The sequence below is a fragment of the Paraburkholderia sp. UYCP14C genome (genome assembly GCF_004197395.1).
Classification (GTDB): Bacteria; Pseudomonadota; Gammaproteobacteria; order Burkholderiales; family Burkholderiaceae; genus Paraburkholderia.
The window spans coordinates 152,545-166,335 of record NZ_SELS01000011.1; the positions used below are offsets into that span (position 1 = coordinate 152,545).

The 13,791-nt window shown below is 64.4% G+C and carries 14 protein-coding genes; 3 read left to right on the plus strand and 11 right to left on the minus strand.

What is annotated here, in order from left to right; all coding sequences use genetic code 11:
* Positions 1-81 precede the first annotated feature (81 nt).
* Complete coding sequence (locus EVC45_RS13095; protein WP_129958447.1) at positions 82-1,539, minus strand: M20 family metallopeptidase; 1,458 nt, start codon at positions 1,537-1,539, stop codon at positions 82-84.
* Positions 1,540-1,707: 168 nt separating this feature from the next.
* Here EVC45_RS13095 and EVC45_RS13100 point away from each other — a divergent pair, with 168 nt between their 5' ends.
* Positions 1,708-2,019 carry a superinfection immunity protein gene (locus tag EVC45_RS13100; RefSeq protein WP_129958398.1) on the plus strand — a complete coding sequence of 104 codons (312 nt, stop codon included), beginning with the start codon at positions 1,708-1,710 and terminating at the stop codon, positions 2,017-2,019.
* A 75-nt stretch (positions 2,020-2,094) separates the two neighbouring features.
* Here the strand turns inward: EVC45_RS13100 and EVC45_RS13105 are convergent, their stop codons facing one another.
* The 4 genes from EVC45_RS13105 to EVC45_RS13120 form a co-directional block, all read right to left on the minus strand.
* On the minus strand, positions 2,095-2,364 hold the full coding sequence (locus EVC45_RS13105) for a YodC family protein (RefSeq protein WP_129958448.1): 270 nt from the start codon (positions 2,362-2,364) through the stop codon (positions 2,095-2,097).
* Between the two features lie 489 nt (positions 2,365-2,853).
* A complete protein-coding gene (locus tag EVC45_RS13110; RefSeq protein WP_129958399.1) occupies positions 2,854-4,407 on the minus strand; it encodes an MFS transporter in 1,554 nt (517 codons plus the stop codon).
* Positions 4,408-4,448: 41 nt separating this feature from the next.
* On the minus strand, positions 4,449-5,078 hold the full coding sequence (locus EVC45_RS13115; RefSeq protein ID WP_129958400.1) for a TetR/AcrR family transcriptional regulator: 630 nt from the start codon (positions 5,076-5,078) through the stop codon (positions 4,449-4,451).
* 193 nt (positions 5,079-5,271) lie between these two features.
* On the minus strand, positions 5,272-5,697 hold the full coding sequence (locus EVC45_RS13120) for an OsmC family protein (protein WP_062137154.1): 426 nt from the start codon (positions 5,695-5,697) through the stop codon (positions 5,272-5,274).
* 318 nt (positions 5,698-6,015) lie between these two features.
* Between EVC45_RS13120 and EVC45_RS13125 the strand changes: the two genes are divergently transcribed.
* Entirely contained in the window at positions 6,016-6,324 is a 309-nt protein-coding gene (locus tag EVC45_RS13125) for a DUF4148 domain-containing protein (protein WP_129958401.1), read from the plus strand.
* A 131-nt stretch (positions 6,325-6,455) separates the two neighbouring features.
* On the opposite strand, the gene EVC45_RS13130 is transcribed toward EVC45_RS13125, so the two are convergent.
* From EVC45_RS13130 to EVC45_RS13145, 4 genes are all read right to left on the minus strand, one after another.
* Complete coding sequence (locus tag EVC45_RS13130) at positions 6,456-7,010, minus strand: carboxymuconolactone decarboxylase family protein (protein WP_129958449.1); 555 nt, start codon at positions 7,008-7,010, stop codon at positions 6,456-6,458.
* Between the two features lie 32 nt (positions 7,011-7,042).
* A complete protein-coding gene (locus EVC45_RS13135; protein ID WP_129958402.1) occupies positions 7,043-8,371 on the minus strand; it encodes an aspartate aminotransferase family protein in 1,329 nt (442 codons plus the stop codon).
* Positions 8,372-8,376: 5 nt separating this feature from the next.
* Entirely contained in the window at positions 8,377-9,492 is a 1,116-nt protein-coding gene (locus EVC45_RS13140) for a C45 family peptidase (protein WP_248295109.1), read from the minus strand.
* Between the two features lie 101 nt (positions 9,493-9,593).
* Positions 9,594-10,448 carry a MurR/RpiR family transcriptional regulator gene (locus tag EVC45_RS13145; protein ID WP_129958403.1) on the minus strand — a complete coding sequence of 285 codons (855 nt, stop codon included), beginning with the start codon at positions 10,446-10,448 and terminating at the stop codon, positions 9,594-9,596.
* 375 nt (positions 10,449-10,823) lie between these two features.
* Between EVC45_RS13145 and EVC45_RS13150 the strand changes: the two genes are divergently transcribed.
* Entirely contained in the window at positions 10,824-11,726 is a 903-nt protein-coding gene (locus EVC45_RS13150; RefSeq protein ID WP_129958404.1) for a LysR family transcriptional regulator, read from the plus strand.
* Positions 11,727-11,741: 15 nt separating this feature from the next.
* On the opposite strand, the gene EVC45_RS13155 is transcribed toward EVC45_RS13150, so the two are convergent.
* Both EVC45_RS13155 and EVC45_RS13160 read right to left on the minus strand, forming a co-directional pair.
* Positions 11,742-12,665: an SMP-30/gluconolactonase/LRE family protein gene (locus EVC45_RS13155; RefSeq protein WP_129958405.1), complete on the minus strand. Its 924-nt coding sequence runs from the start codon at positions 12,663-12,665 to the stop codon at positions 11,742-11,744.
* A gap of 19 nt (positions 12,666-12,684) precedes the next feature.
* On the minus strand, positions 12,685-13,710 hold the full coding sequence (locus EVC45_RS13160; protein ID WP_129958406.1) for an ABC transporter substrate-binding protein: 1,026 nt from the start codon (positions 13,708-13,710) through the stop codon (positions 12,685-12,687).
* Positions 13,711-13,791: the final 81 nt, after the last annotated feature.

The window sequence follows — 13,791 nt, forward strand, 5'->3', positions numbered from 1 at the left end:
GAACGGACAGCTGCTTCAAAACAGCAGCAGTAAACAGCGGGCCCGGGCGATGCCCGAGCCCCGCTCAAAGGCAATCAGCACTCAAGGCGCCGCGGCGATCACCTCGGCCACCGCGGCCGTCAGCTTCTTGCCGTACGGCACGTGCAGGAACTCGTTCGGCCCATGCGCGTTCGACTTCGGCCCGAGCACACCGCACACCATGAACTGCGACTTCGGGAAGCCCGCCTTCAGCACGTTCATCAACGGGATCGTGCCGCCGAGGCCCATGTAGGCGGCGTCGGCACCGAAGTGCTGACGCGATGCGTCATTCAGCGCGGTGGCGAGCCACGGCGCGACCTCCGGTGCGTTCCAGCCGCTCGCCGCGCCTGCATCGGGTTTGAAGGTGACCTTCGCGTTGTACGGCGGATCGAATTCGAGCAGCGCCTTCAGTTCGGCGACCGCCTTGTCCGCCTCGATGGTCGGCGGCAGACGCAGCGACAGCTTGAACGCCGTGCGCGGACGCAGCACGTTGCCGGCGTCGGCGAGCGCGGGCAAACCGGCCGCACCGGTCACCGACAGCGACGGAAGCCACGTCGAATTGAGCAGCGCCTGGCGCGGATCGGTCGTGGTGGGCAGCACCTGGCGGCCGTCCTGGCCGCACGCCCACGGCATCTTCTTCCACACGTCATCGCCGAGAATCCTGGCGGCGGCCTCCGCCTCGCGCAGACGATCGGCCGGCACCGGGCAATGGAAGCCCTTGGGCAGCAGCGTGCCGTTCGCGGAGTCTTCGAGACGGTCGAACAGTTGCCGCATGATGCGGAAGCTCGACGGCACGATGCCGCCGTAGACGCCCGAGTGGATACCTTCGTCGAGCACCTGCACTTCGAGATCGCCGGCGACGAGTCCGCGCAGCGACGTGGTCAGCCACAGCTGATCGTAATTGCCCGCGCCCGAATCGAGACACACGACCAGCCCGACGTTACCGAGCCGCTCGCGCAGCGCATCGACGTAGGGCAGCAGATCGTAGCTGCCCGACTCCTCGCAGGTTTCGATCAGACCGACGCAGCGCGGACGCTCGACACCCTGCGCATCGAGTGCGGCAAGCGCCGTCAGGCTCGCGTAGATCGCGTAGCCGTCGTCCGCGCCACCGCGGCCGTAGAGCTTGCCGTCTTCGAGCTTCGGCGTCCACGGACCGAGGTCGTTGCGCCAGCCATCGAACTCGGGCTGCTTGTCGAGGTGGCCGTACAGTACGATGGTTTCGTCGCTGCCCGAGCGCGTCGCGGCCGTCTCGAAGAAGATCACCGGCGTGCGGCCCGGCAAGCGGATCACCTCGAGCTTCAGGCCGCGCACCGGTTGCTGCTCGGCCCATTGCGCGGCGTCGGTGATCACGCGCTCCAGATAACCGTGCTTCGCCCAGTCGGGATCGAACGCCGGACTCTTGGCCGGCACCGCGATGTAGTCGGTCAGCGCGGGCACGATCTCGTCGTTCCACTTGCGCTCGACGAATTCTCGTAGTGTGTCCGGGTTCAGTTGGGCCTGCTGGGTGTCGTCGGTGATCATGATCGGGTCCGTGAAGTACCGTTCGGTCGAAACGATCATGATAGTCCCGATGCGTGTCGGGCTGAACCCCTTGCAGCGATTGGGTGCCGAGTGGTAATGCGTTGGTGCGAGGCACGCAACGGCCATTCGCGCGACAATCCCTACATGCATCGCGCATCAGGAGTTTTTATGGGTGGCAACGCGGCCGTTCAGGCCATCGGCGCGGCGTTCGCGCTAGCGCTGTATTTTCTGCCGGCGATCATCGCGGACCGGCGCAAGCGTCGCGACGTGCTGACGCTCGCGCTGTTCAACGCCTGCCTCGGCTGGACCGTGCTCGGCTGGCTGCTCGCGCTGTATTGGGCGCTACAGCCGAATCCGGCGGAGAGCCTTGCGAGTGAAGTCGTAGAGACACGCAAGCTGTCGACCTTGCGCGCGTTTTCATCGGCGCTGACGCTGCGCGTGCGGCGACGCGAGGCTGCGCGCGACCGGCCCGGGCGCTGAAGCGATTCGGGCTCGAATACGACGGGCAATAGACGAACAACAGGAAACAGATTGATTGACGTGCACGTGCGTCACTCAGGCTGCGCGCCCGATGCGACTCCACTGTACCGAGCCCGCCGGGATCGAACGCGGCTCCGCACGCACGGCTTGCGGTGCAAAGGTTTCGTGGCGCAGTTCGCCGTGTTCGTCGAACCACTCGCAGATCAGCCAGTTGCCGGGATTCAGCGCTACCGGACCTGCGTACGTCACGGTCATGCGCGGGCCCCCTTCCTTTAACTTGACGACGTCGCCCACGTTGAAGGCGGCGGATGTTGTCTGGAATGCGTCAATGGTAGCGGTCAGCATATTTCGTCCCCCTATCTTGAGCTTTATTAAGTCATTGAGCCCGGCTTTATCGACTTCGACCTGCTGAATGATCATTCTAAAAGTCGAGACAGATTATCAATTGAATTTAAACGCGGCAAGCGCTTTTTATTGATACCGTTTTCACTGGGACGGGAGCCGACGCCTGACGGCTAAAGTTCCCGGCGCTCCGAGAAAATGTCCACCACACCATCTGGGTAACCCCTATGTGCGCTACCGCACATATGCAACAGTTACTGCAGGCCGTTTTCAGGCCGGTAGAAAATGCGAGCCGCTATTCGTCTGCTTAGAAAACGTGACGCAATGCCGCATAGCCGTTAATCAGCGGGAACCGGTTTGATCTAAATCAGGATTACCTGTGAATCGGTAGATCGCCGGTAAATATCATGCAATTCGTTATACCGCTTCGTTCAAATTGAACGATTTTTTTCAGCCAGCCAACAAATGAAAACGATTACCGGCGAATTATTTTCAAACCGCTTGCGCGGCTGAGCGCCGCACGCCTTGTTGATGACGCACCAGCAGCACGCTCAGGCCAATACACACGAACATCAGCGCGGCATTGATCGCGAGGCTCAGTTGGAACGCGTGCGCATAAGACGCGGGGGCTGCGCTGCCGCCGAGCGCCCCGAAGAACGCGCCGCTGATCGCCGCGGTGCCGAACGCGGAGCCAATCTGCAACGTCGACGACACCACCCCCGATGCAAGCCCAGCCTTCTCGGGCACCACCTCCTGCAGCACGATGCGCATGATCGACGGCAGCAGCAGACCATGTCCGACGCCCGCGCAGACCAGCCCGCAGTAGAACAGCAGATCGGGCGTCGCGGATTGGGTCGCGGACCAGCCGGTTACGGTGAAGCCGAGCGTCATCATCGAGAAGCCGAGCGTCAGCACGTGCGCGCCGATGCGCTTGACCACGGCCGGCGACGTCAACGGCCCGATCACGAAGCCGAGCGCGAACGGCATGATCGCGATGCCGGACGCGAGCGGCGTCCAGTGCAGCCCCGTCTGCAGGAAGATGCCGTAGGTCAGGAAGAACGCGCTATTGCAGTAGAACAGGAACGCGAGCACGAGACCGAGCGCGAACGCGCGATTGCGGAACAGTTGCAGATCGACGAGCGGATGGCCGCCGCCGCGCTCGACGCGTCGCTCGGTCGCGACGAACAGCGCGAACACCGGCACCGCGAGCGCGAACATCGCGAAGGTCCATGCGGGCCAGCCGGCTTCGCGGCCATGCGTCATCGGATAGATGACGAGCAGCAGCACCGCCGACAGCAGCGCGACGCCCTTCAGATCGACGCCGGTATGCGTGGCCGGCTGGTTCTCCGGCACGAACTTCCATGTGCCGATGAACGCCGCGATGCCGATCGGGATGTTGATCAGAAAGATCACGCGCCAGTCGAGCCCGAACGGGTGATACGTAATTAGCGCGCCGCCGCCGAGTTGCCCGACGATCGACGACAAGCCGAACACGAATCCATACAGACTCATCACGCGTGTCTGCTGATGCAGCGGTACGACCGCGCGGATCGTCGCGAGCACTTGCGGCGCCATCACCGCGGCCGCGATGCCTTGCACGATGCGCGAGATCACAAGCATGTGGCCGCTCGTCGCGAAGCCGCACAGCGCCGACGCGACCACGAAAGCCGCCATGCCCGTCATGAACATGCGACGGCGGCCGAACAGATCGCCGAGGCGGCCGCCCGTGATCAACAGCACCGCGTACGCGGATGCATAGGCGGACACGACGAGTTGCAGTTGCGCGTCGCTCGCGTGGAGGCCCGTGTGAATCGACGGAAGCGCCAGATTGACGATGAAGTAATCGAGCGGCGCGAGAAAGGCGCCGACGAACAGCACCGCGAGCGCGAGCGCCTGGCGCTGGAAGCCTGGCGCGGCCGCTTTGGCGGCGATAGCCATGCCTGCCACCGCCGGGCCGGGGCCGGTCACGGCCCCGGCTGCGCACGCCGCGCAGCTGGCGGATCCACCGAATGCCGCCGGAGCGGACTTGATCGCTTCGCTTTTCATGACCGACCGTTCAAAAATTAGTTAAAAAATTTTGCGCCGCGCTACACCAGCGCGCGCATCGCCACATCGACGATACCGATCAACGCATCCTGCCGATGCGCGACCCGTCCCATGACCCGCAAGCCCTGCATCACGCACAACAGGAAATCGCCGACGGCTTTTTCGTCGAGCGTCGAATCGAATGCGCCGCTCGCCTGTCCGCGAATCACCGCCGCCGCCAGCAAAGTCGCCATGCGGCGCTGAATCGCGGCGACGCGCGCGCGCAGCACTTCGTCATCGGGCTGCATTTCGAGCGTCGTATTCGTAATGAAACAGCTGCGCCGTCCGCTCAACCCGCACGACACCCGCGCGTAGTGCAGCAGTGCGTCGCGCAGCGCCTGCTCCGGCTCGGCCGTCGCGCTCAGTCGCTGCGCAAGCCGCGCGACCGCGCCTTCCGAGTAATGGTCGAGCGCGGCGAGCATGATGCCGTGCTTGTCGCCGAACACGCCGTACAGGCTGCCGCGCAGCAGACCGGTGGCCTTGCACAGATCGTCGATCGACGTCGCGTGGTAGCCGTGATCCCAGAACACCTGGCTCGCGTTGGCCAGCACGGTGTCCGTGTCGAACTCGCGCGGACGGCCGCGCGGGCACGTTTCGCCGGCTTTTTTCGATGCTTGCTTTGAATGACTCAATTGCGATGACCTTGCGGCCTGGTTGGCGTCGGTTCGTGGATATTATGACTGACTGTTCAAGAAATCAAGGATGGCTTTTCGTAGGCCTATTAGCGTCGGGGTCATCCGTTCATTCAACGACCGCCAGTAAAAAGCCGGCGGCGGGCGTGGCCCTTCGCCGGCTTCGTTGCGAGACGACAGCGACAGCAGAGGCTCAGGTCTCGAGCTTCGCATCCATCGTGATCGTCGCATTCAGCACCTTCGACACCGGGCAACCGGCCTTCGCATCCGCGGTGGCCTTGTCGAACGCCGCCTTGTCTCCGCCCGGAATCTTCACGGTTACGTCGAGATGCACCGCGGTGATCGAGAAGCCGCCGCCGTCCTTGTCGAGCGTGACGGTGGCCGTGGTGCCGATCCGCTCCGGCGTGATGTTGGCCTTGCCCAGCTCCGCCGACAACGCCATCGAGAAACACCCCGCATGCGCAGCCGCGATCAGCTCTTCCGGATTCGTGCCGATGCCGTCCGCGAAGCGCGTCGCGAACGAGTACTGGGTGTCCTTCAGGACGCCGCTGTCAGTGGAAATCGAGCCCTTGCCGTTCTGCAGGCCGCCTTGCCAGACTGCCGATGCCTTGCGCTTCATTGCTCTCTCCTGTTTGTGCCTTGCCGCGCACGCTGCCCGACCGAAGATGATGCCCGCCGCGGCGGTCCGCCCGGAAGTGTCCGCGCTCGGGCATCGGTCGCAGGTGCCGCGCGGCTCGCAGGCGCGGGCGTGGACCGGATTTCATCATAGGCGCTTCCGTGCGCCGGCGCGGAAAACCACCCTTTCACTATCTCAAATTCGACAATAATATTTCACCGAAAAGGCGCTTTTTTGCCGACCTCGTAAGAAATAGACTGCGTACAAGGATCGGGAAACGTGATTCACACCGATCAACTACACAATCAATTGGAGGTCACCATGAAATCGCTTATTTCCGCCGTCGTCGTCGCATCCGCTCTGATCGTTCCGGCAGTGTCGTTCGCCCAGCAGGCAAACGCTCCGGTCACGCGCGCTCAGGTGCGCGCCGAACTCGTAGCCGCGCAAAAAGCGGGCCTCCTGAACCAGAACGACACCAACTATCCGATGGCCGTGCCGCAAAGCTCGACGATCGTCACGGCTTCGACGGACGGTTCGCAGGATGTCGGCGGCGCGAAGGCTAGCTCGTCGGACGCAGGCGCCCCGACGACGGTGCAGCAACGTCTCTTTTCGACGTATCGCGGTAACTAAAAGTAGTCACTGACCGCGCTGGCAGTTGATGCAGCACGCAGTAGAAAAGCCCCGGTTGCGAAGGTTCGCAACCGGGGCTTTTCGTTGGCGCATGCGGCGCTAATACGCGCCGCCGCTTGCTTGCAAACAGGCTATTCGGAAAACGGCAGGCTTTGCTGTCCCAATGCGCGCATGTCGAATACGTTCAGCGTCATTGCGACCAGCGCGTAGTAGCCGAGCAGGCCGACCAGGTTGATCACGACCTGATGCCCGAAACGCCCGACCGCCTGCTCATACGTCGTGTCCGTCACGCGCTTCGTCTCGTACAGTTCGCTCGCGAAGTCGTAGATCAGCGCGTCGTCGGCATCGGCGAACTCGGGGCGGCGCCCCTGCCGGATCGTCTCGGCGTCCGCTTCGCTCACGCCCGCCTGCAGCGCGATCGGATGGTGGATGTACCACTCCGCCTGCGCCTGCCAGCGCGAAGCGGTCACCAGAATCGCGAGTTCCGATAGCCGCAGCGGCAGCCCGGTCTGGTAGCGGCAAAACGCGCCGAGGCGTTGCGCGTGCTGAGCGAGTTCCGGGCTGTGAATCCAGCCGAGGAACGGTCCGTTCAGATTGCCGCGCGGGCCGGACAGGATTTCATCGAGCACCGCCTTCTGTTCCGGCGTGGCGGTGGACGTGTCGAAGTGAGGCAAGCGCTCGGTCATCATCGTTCTCGTTAAGGGCGGTGGTTCGGATATCAGACGGCTGCGAGCGACGCGCCGATCGCATCGCTCAGGCGGCTGACGATCTCGTCGATATCACGTTCCGTGCAGATAAACGGCGGCGCGAGCAGCACGTGGTCGCCGCTCTTGCCGTCGACGGTGCCGCCCATCGGATACACCATCAGGCCGCGCGCGAACGCTTCGCGTTTGATCGTCGCGTGCAGTTTCAGTCTGGCGTCGAACGGCTCCTTGGTAACGCGATCCTTCACGAGTTCGACGCCGACGAACAAGCCGCGCCCGCGCACATCGCCGATATGCGCATGCTGCGCATAGTGCTCGCGCAGCCGGCCGCGCAACTGCTCGCCGCGCGCCTGCACGTTCGCGAGGAGCCCATCTTCCGCAATCACGCGCTGCACTTCGAGCGCGGCCGCGCATGCAGTTGCATGACCGATATAGGTATGGCCATGCTGGAAAAAGCCCGAGCCGCCGACGATCGTCTGATAGATGCGGTCGCTGACCAGCGTGGCGCCGATCGGTTGATAGCCGGCGCCAAGGCCCTTGGCGATGGTCAGCAGATCGGGCGCCACGCCGTCTTCGTCGCACGCGAACAGATAGCCGGTGCGGCCCATACCCGACATGATCTCGTCGAGAATCAGCAGCACGCCGTAGCGGTCGCACACCGCGCGGATCTTGCGGAAGTACTCGCGCACCGGCGGCACCGCGCCGGCCGTCGCGCCGACCACCGTTTCCGCGACGAACGCCGCGACCGTGTCCGCACCGAGTTCGAGGATCTTCTGCTCGAGTTCATCGGCGAGACGCTGCGCGAACGCTTCTTCGGTTTCGTCCGCGCGTTGCTCGCGATACGCGTAGCACGGGCTCACGTGATGCGCTTCGATCAGGATCGGCAGGAACGGTTCGCGGCGCCACGCATTGCCGCCGATCGCGAGCGCGCCGAGCGTGTTGCCGTGATAGCTCTGCCGACGCGCGATGAAATGACGCCGCTGCGTCTCGCCCTTCTCGACGAAATACTGGCGCGCGAGCTTCAGCGCCGCCTCGATCGCCTCCGAGCCGCCCGACACGAAGTACACGTGCTCGAGTCCGGCCGGCGCGCTCGCGACCAGCCGGTTGGCCAGTTCCTCGGCCGGCTCCGTCGTGAAGAACGACGTGTGCGCGTACGGCAGCTGTTGCGCTTGCCGCTTGATCGCGTTGATCACGCGCTGGTTGCTGTGGCCGAGGCACGACACGGCGGCGCCGCCCGACGCGTCGATATAGCGCTTGCCCGTGGAGTCGATGATTTCGATGCCGTCGCCCGCGACGGCCACCGGCAAGGACTGCTTCGGAGAACGATGGAAAACGGTGGACATGGTGTTCAGTTCCTGTTGATGGTGTCGGGTGCTGAAACGCGGGCCGCCTCGGGTGCAGCGCAGGCGATGAAAGTGTCGAACACGCATTGCCGCTGCCGATATGCCTTCATCGACACGCCCGCACTGCCGATTTCGAACAGCGCGGTGGCGAGGGTGTTCTCGTCGTCGGGATCGTGAGGATCGTCGCGATAGATCGGCAAGCCTTCCGGCGCGCGATCGTGCAGTACGTCGAGCAAGTCCGCCGGTTGCGGCGAGCCGGCCGCGGCGAGCGCGGGCAACAATGCGTTCAGGCGCGACTGCCGGTCGCGCGACGACTCGGTGACGATCTGCACTTGCGCTTCGCAGCCCGGATGAATCATGTGATTCGCGTGGCCCGACAGAGTCCGCACCGGCTGCACCGAGCAGCGCCGCGCGCTTGCTTCGACGCTGAACAGCCGCGCGTCGCCCGCACAGCCGAGCGTGTGATGGAAACCGCTCGCCGACGGCATGCCGCTCAGGATCTGCAACGCCTGATCGAGCGAGCCGGCGTCGAGCACCGCACGCGCGACGAGCATGCGCGGCACGCCGGCTGCCGGCGCGCGGATGCGCAGGTTATTGATGGCTTGCGTGAGTCCGGCGCGATTGGCCGCGAACGTATGACCCGGCAGCGAGCCGGGATAGTAGAAGCTGACGAAGCCTGGGCGGCCGTTCGGCTGGACCTCGACCATCGCGCAGCGTTCGCGCAGAAACGGGTCGCCGTCTTCGTTGTGCGCGATGTAGCGCGGGTTGCCGGCGTTGCCCGGGATGGCGGCAAGCGTCGTGCAGCCGTCCGGCGCGTTGTGAATCAGCTCGCCGCGGCAGTTCCACAGGAATACGTCTTCGGCGGCCCAGCCGAGGCCGGCCGCCATGCCATCGAGTTCGGCGAGCAGCGCCGGACAATGCGCGCGCGCCGCGTCGCGCAGCGTCTGCACGAACGGCGCGCCGCGCCAGCGCCGCACCGCCTGCCAGGCGGCGCTTTGCGCCATGTAATCGGCGAACACCGGCCGCGCGATTTCGCCGAGCCGGTAGCCGATCTCGTACGGCTCACCGCTGACCTGAAAGACACTGAATCCCTGCATCGACGCCACGGGTCGCACCCACATTCAACAATCGGTACGTATTTATACGCTAATGCAACGTTTGTTGTCAAATGGTGTTGGACGGCACCAGCTGGAGCGCGGCGTGCTTCACTTCACGCAATCGCTCAAGGGACGTACGCACCCTTCGCATGCAACGATTGTTCGGCGAGCGCAAGCTGCTCGAGCGCGTCCGTGCCTTCCAGCGCGAGCAGATGCGCGACCAGTGCCTCGGCGATCGCGGTAGCGGCCACCAGCGACGGAAAGAACGATGGGCTTTCGTGCGAGAAGATCAGCACCTTGTCGGCATTCAGGGCGATCGGCGAGACGGCGCTGTCGGTGATGGCGATCAGCTTGCTGCCTTTTTCGAGCGCGGCCTCGGCGACGCGCGCGGCCTCGACCGAATACGGCGCGAAGCTGATGACGATGGTCGCGCTGTCGCGCTCGATCGTGCGCAGCTGCATTTCGAGCGTGCCCGCCTCGCCGTTTAGCAGCGATACCGACGGACGAAACAGCCGATAGCCATAGACGAGACCGAATGCCACCGGGTAACACGAGCGAAAGCCCGCCACGTGAACGTGCGGCGCACGCCGCAGCACCCGCGCCGCCTCAACGATCACGCGGCCGTTATGCGCGGCGGTCGTTTCGAGATTGTGCTGCTGCGCGACGAGCAGGTCGTTCGCGAGTGCATCTTTCGATTTGACCATCGAGCGCGCCCGGCTCGTCAACGGCTCGGGCCGCGTGCGCACACGCGCGACGAACAGATCGCGCAATTCGTTCCAGCCGGGAAAACCCAGTTGCTGAGACAGCCGCACCAGCGACGCGGGTTGCACCTGCGCGCGCTCGGCCACCTTGCGCATCGACGACACCGCGACCTCGTCGGGATGATCTAGCAGGAAGCCTGCTCCCATCTGGAACTGCGGGCTCAGTTCAGGGAAGCGCGCCCGGATCAGGGCGACGAGCTGATCGAAGCTGTCTGGCATGGTGAGGTGGCTTGGTGCCGGGGTGAGAGATGACAACAAATGTTACCACCGGGTAGGGGTGTTTCAACGGAGTGAAGACGCGCTTAACAATGCACGGAGAGTCGACTGCAAGTCCTTACGGAAACGGCGTCGCCTTGCCCGAGAATGATCGTTCGCAATAAGATCTGGGCCGCCGGAAACCAGCACAATTGACTGATCATGAAAGTCTTATCAAGCGAACGTGCAGACGCCGCCGTGCGCGCGGCGGCAACTGGCATTGATAGAGAGGAACGCCCGTGCGCCTTCGATTTTTGCACTTGTAATTGACCCCGTGCATACTCTCTTTCCACCAAAGCAAGCATGGCGCGGCGAGAAGACCACGTCCCCGGAGATGCAATGCGTTTCGATTTGCAGTCGCTGAAACTGTTCGTCGCTGTCTGCGAGCATGGCAGTATTGCCCGCGCGGCAGAAGCCGAAAATATCGCGCCTTCCGCGCTCAGCAAGCGCATGTCCCATCTCGAGGACACGCTCAAGAACGCCCTCTTTGTGCGCAGCAACAAGGGGCTCGAACTCACGCCCGCAGCCGCGGCTCTCCTGCAGCATGCCCGTGTACTGCTGCGTGACATTGCCCAGATGGAAAGCGAGTTGCTCGACCATTCCGAGGGCCTGCGCGGACAGATCCGGCTGCATGCCAGCCTCTCGACCATCGTCCAGTACATCGCTAACGACATCCGCGACTTCCTGGCACTGCATCCGGGGTTGCGCATCGATCTGCAGGACAGCCTGAGCCCGGCCGTGGTCCGCGCCGTCGCCGAAAACACGGCCGACATCGGCGTGTTCGGCGGCACGACCGTGACCACGGGCCTACAGGTCTATCCGTACCGCAGCGACCGGCTGGTGGTCATCATGCCGCCCGATCACCCGCTCAGCCGCGCCGATAAAGTGAAGTTCCGCGAAGTGGCCGAGTACCCGCTGGTGGGGCCGCAACCGGGCAGCTATCTGAATTCGCTGGTACTGCGCGCGGCGGCCGATCTCGACCATCCGCTCAAGCTGTCGATCCGCGTCAACGGCTTCGAGCCGGTGCGCAGCATGGTAGAAGCGCGGCTGGGCATCGGCCTCGTGCCTGATCATCATGCGCAGCGCTATGTCAGTTCGGCGCCACTGGTCGCCGTCGAACTCGACGAACCGTGGGCCGAACGGCACTGGAAAATCTGCGTGCGCGAAGCCGAGTCGCTCCCGCCGCCCGTGCAGCTCCTGCTCAAGCACCTGCTCGCGCGCCACGATGCGGCAGGCACCTGATCGTGCCCCCGGCCTTCACGAATACGCCAGCCTCAGCCCGGCTTGCGGCCAAGCCATCGTGCCGAGCCGTCCCGTGCCCGACAGCGTGAGGTAAGCCGTTTTCATGTCGGCGCCGCCGAAGCAGAGGTTGGTCACCATGCCGTCGGGCACCATCACCTGTCGCAGTACCTCGCCCGACGGCGCAACCACCGTGATGCAACCGGTGACGAGCGTGGCCACGCAGATGTTTCCCTCCGCGTCCACGGCGAGGCTGTCGAAGCGCTGATAACCCGGCAGCCCGCACACCAGCCGGCCGCCGTGCGGCGACGGATACGGATGCTTGCGCGCGCGGCCGGGCTCTTCCAGGTCGAACGCCCACAGCCGGGCGGTCTCGGTCTCCGCCACATAGACGACACGGTCGTCCGGCGACAGGCCGACCCCATTGGCCGTCGTGAGCGGGTAAGCGACTTCGACGATCGCCGATCCATCGGCGCGTCCGTAATAGAGACCCGCGTGATCCCGGTCGCGCAGCCGGTTCTTGCCGAAGTCGGTGAAGTAGAAGCCGCCGTCGTGGTCGAACACGATGTCGTTGGGTCCGCATAGCGGATGCTCGCCGCAGCGGTCGTACAGCGTAGTCAGTGCGCCTGTTTGCGGGTCGAAGCGCTCGATGCGGCCGCTTGTATAACGCGGATGCACACCCGGCTTCGTGCGATTCAGCCCGGCAACGGTACGGAACAGGAAGCCTCCGTTGTTGCAGATGTAGAAGGCTCCATCCGGTCCGAGCGCCAGCCCGTTGGGTCCGCCGCCGATCTCGGCCACGACGCTCACGGTGCCGTCGGCGGCTACGCGGCTGATGGTCTCGCGCTCGATTTCGACCAGAACGATCGAGCCATCGGCCATCGCCACGGGCCCTTCGGGAAATTTCAGCCCTTCGGCCAGGATGCGGATGCCGCTCTCCATCGTTGCATCTCCTCGCAAATCAGTGCTTGTCTGCATTTTCGACGAAGCGATTGTCGTAAGTGGCCTTCAGGTCGATCGACGCACGGCCGATCTCTGGATCGAAGGCGGCCAGCACGTCGCGGACGGTCCGCGCGGCGGCGTCCGTCATCAGGCCGTCACGCGAAATGCAGCTCTGCATGTTGCCGTAGGCTCGCGCGAAGACATCCTTATCCGCCAGAGCGTATTGCTTCGGCACGGCTGCAGCGACCTGCTCGGGCGTCGCGTGCGCCATCCAGCGCTCGGCTTCGAGGACGGCGTCCGTCACCGCCTGCACGGTATTGGGATATTTCGCGGCGAACTCTTTGGTCGTGTAGATGGACGCTTCCGGATAATCGCCGCCCAGCGTCGCGCGGGTTCCGGCGGGATCGCGCATCACGGCCAGCGGGTAGAGATCGCCACTGCCCTGCAGCACGGTTGCGACGGGATCGTTGCTCATCAACGCATCGATCTGCCCGCTGCGTGCCGCGGCAATCGCACCCGCCGACGAGCCCACGCCGATGATGGACACATCGCCCGGCTTCACGCCGGCCTTGTTCAACAGGTAATTCACGCCCATGTGAAAACTCGAACCTGGCGAGCTCACGCCGATGCGCATGCCCTTCAGATCCGCATACGACTTGATCTTGCCGTGGCTCGCGCGGGTCACGCCGAACACCCAGCCGGGGCAGGAGGCCAGGGTCACGAACGACACCAGCTTCTGTCCCTTGGCCGCCATCGTGATCGTGTTCGAATAGGCGCCCGCGACGATGTCGGCGCTGCCGCCCAGCATCGCCTGCAGCGCCTTCGCGCCGCCGCTGAACACGCCGATCTCGACGTCCAGCCCGGCCTGCTTGAAGTATCCGCGGCTGTCCGCGATGACGAACGGCAGATACGGAAAGCCCACGCCCGCCGCGGCCAGGCTCAGCTTGGGCTTCTCCGGCACCGGCGCGGCGCTCGCGGCCGACTGGTTCACGAGAGCCGCGCATGCGCAGAGTACTGGCAACAGCTGGCGCCTGATCGTTCTCACGATGGTTTGTCTCCATGTTTTGCGGGCCGGCGGCTTCAGATGGATGGGCGGTTTCTGCCCCAACCCGCGAGGAGGCCCGGC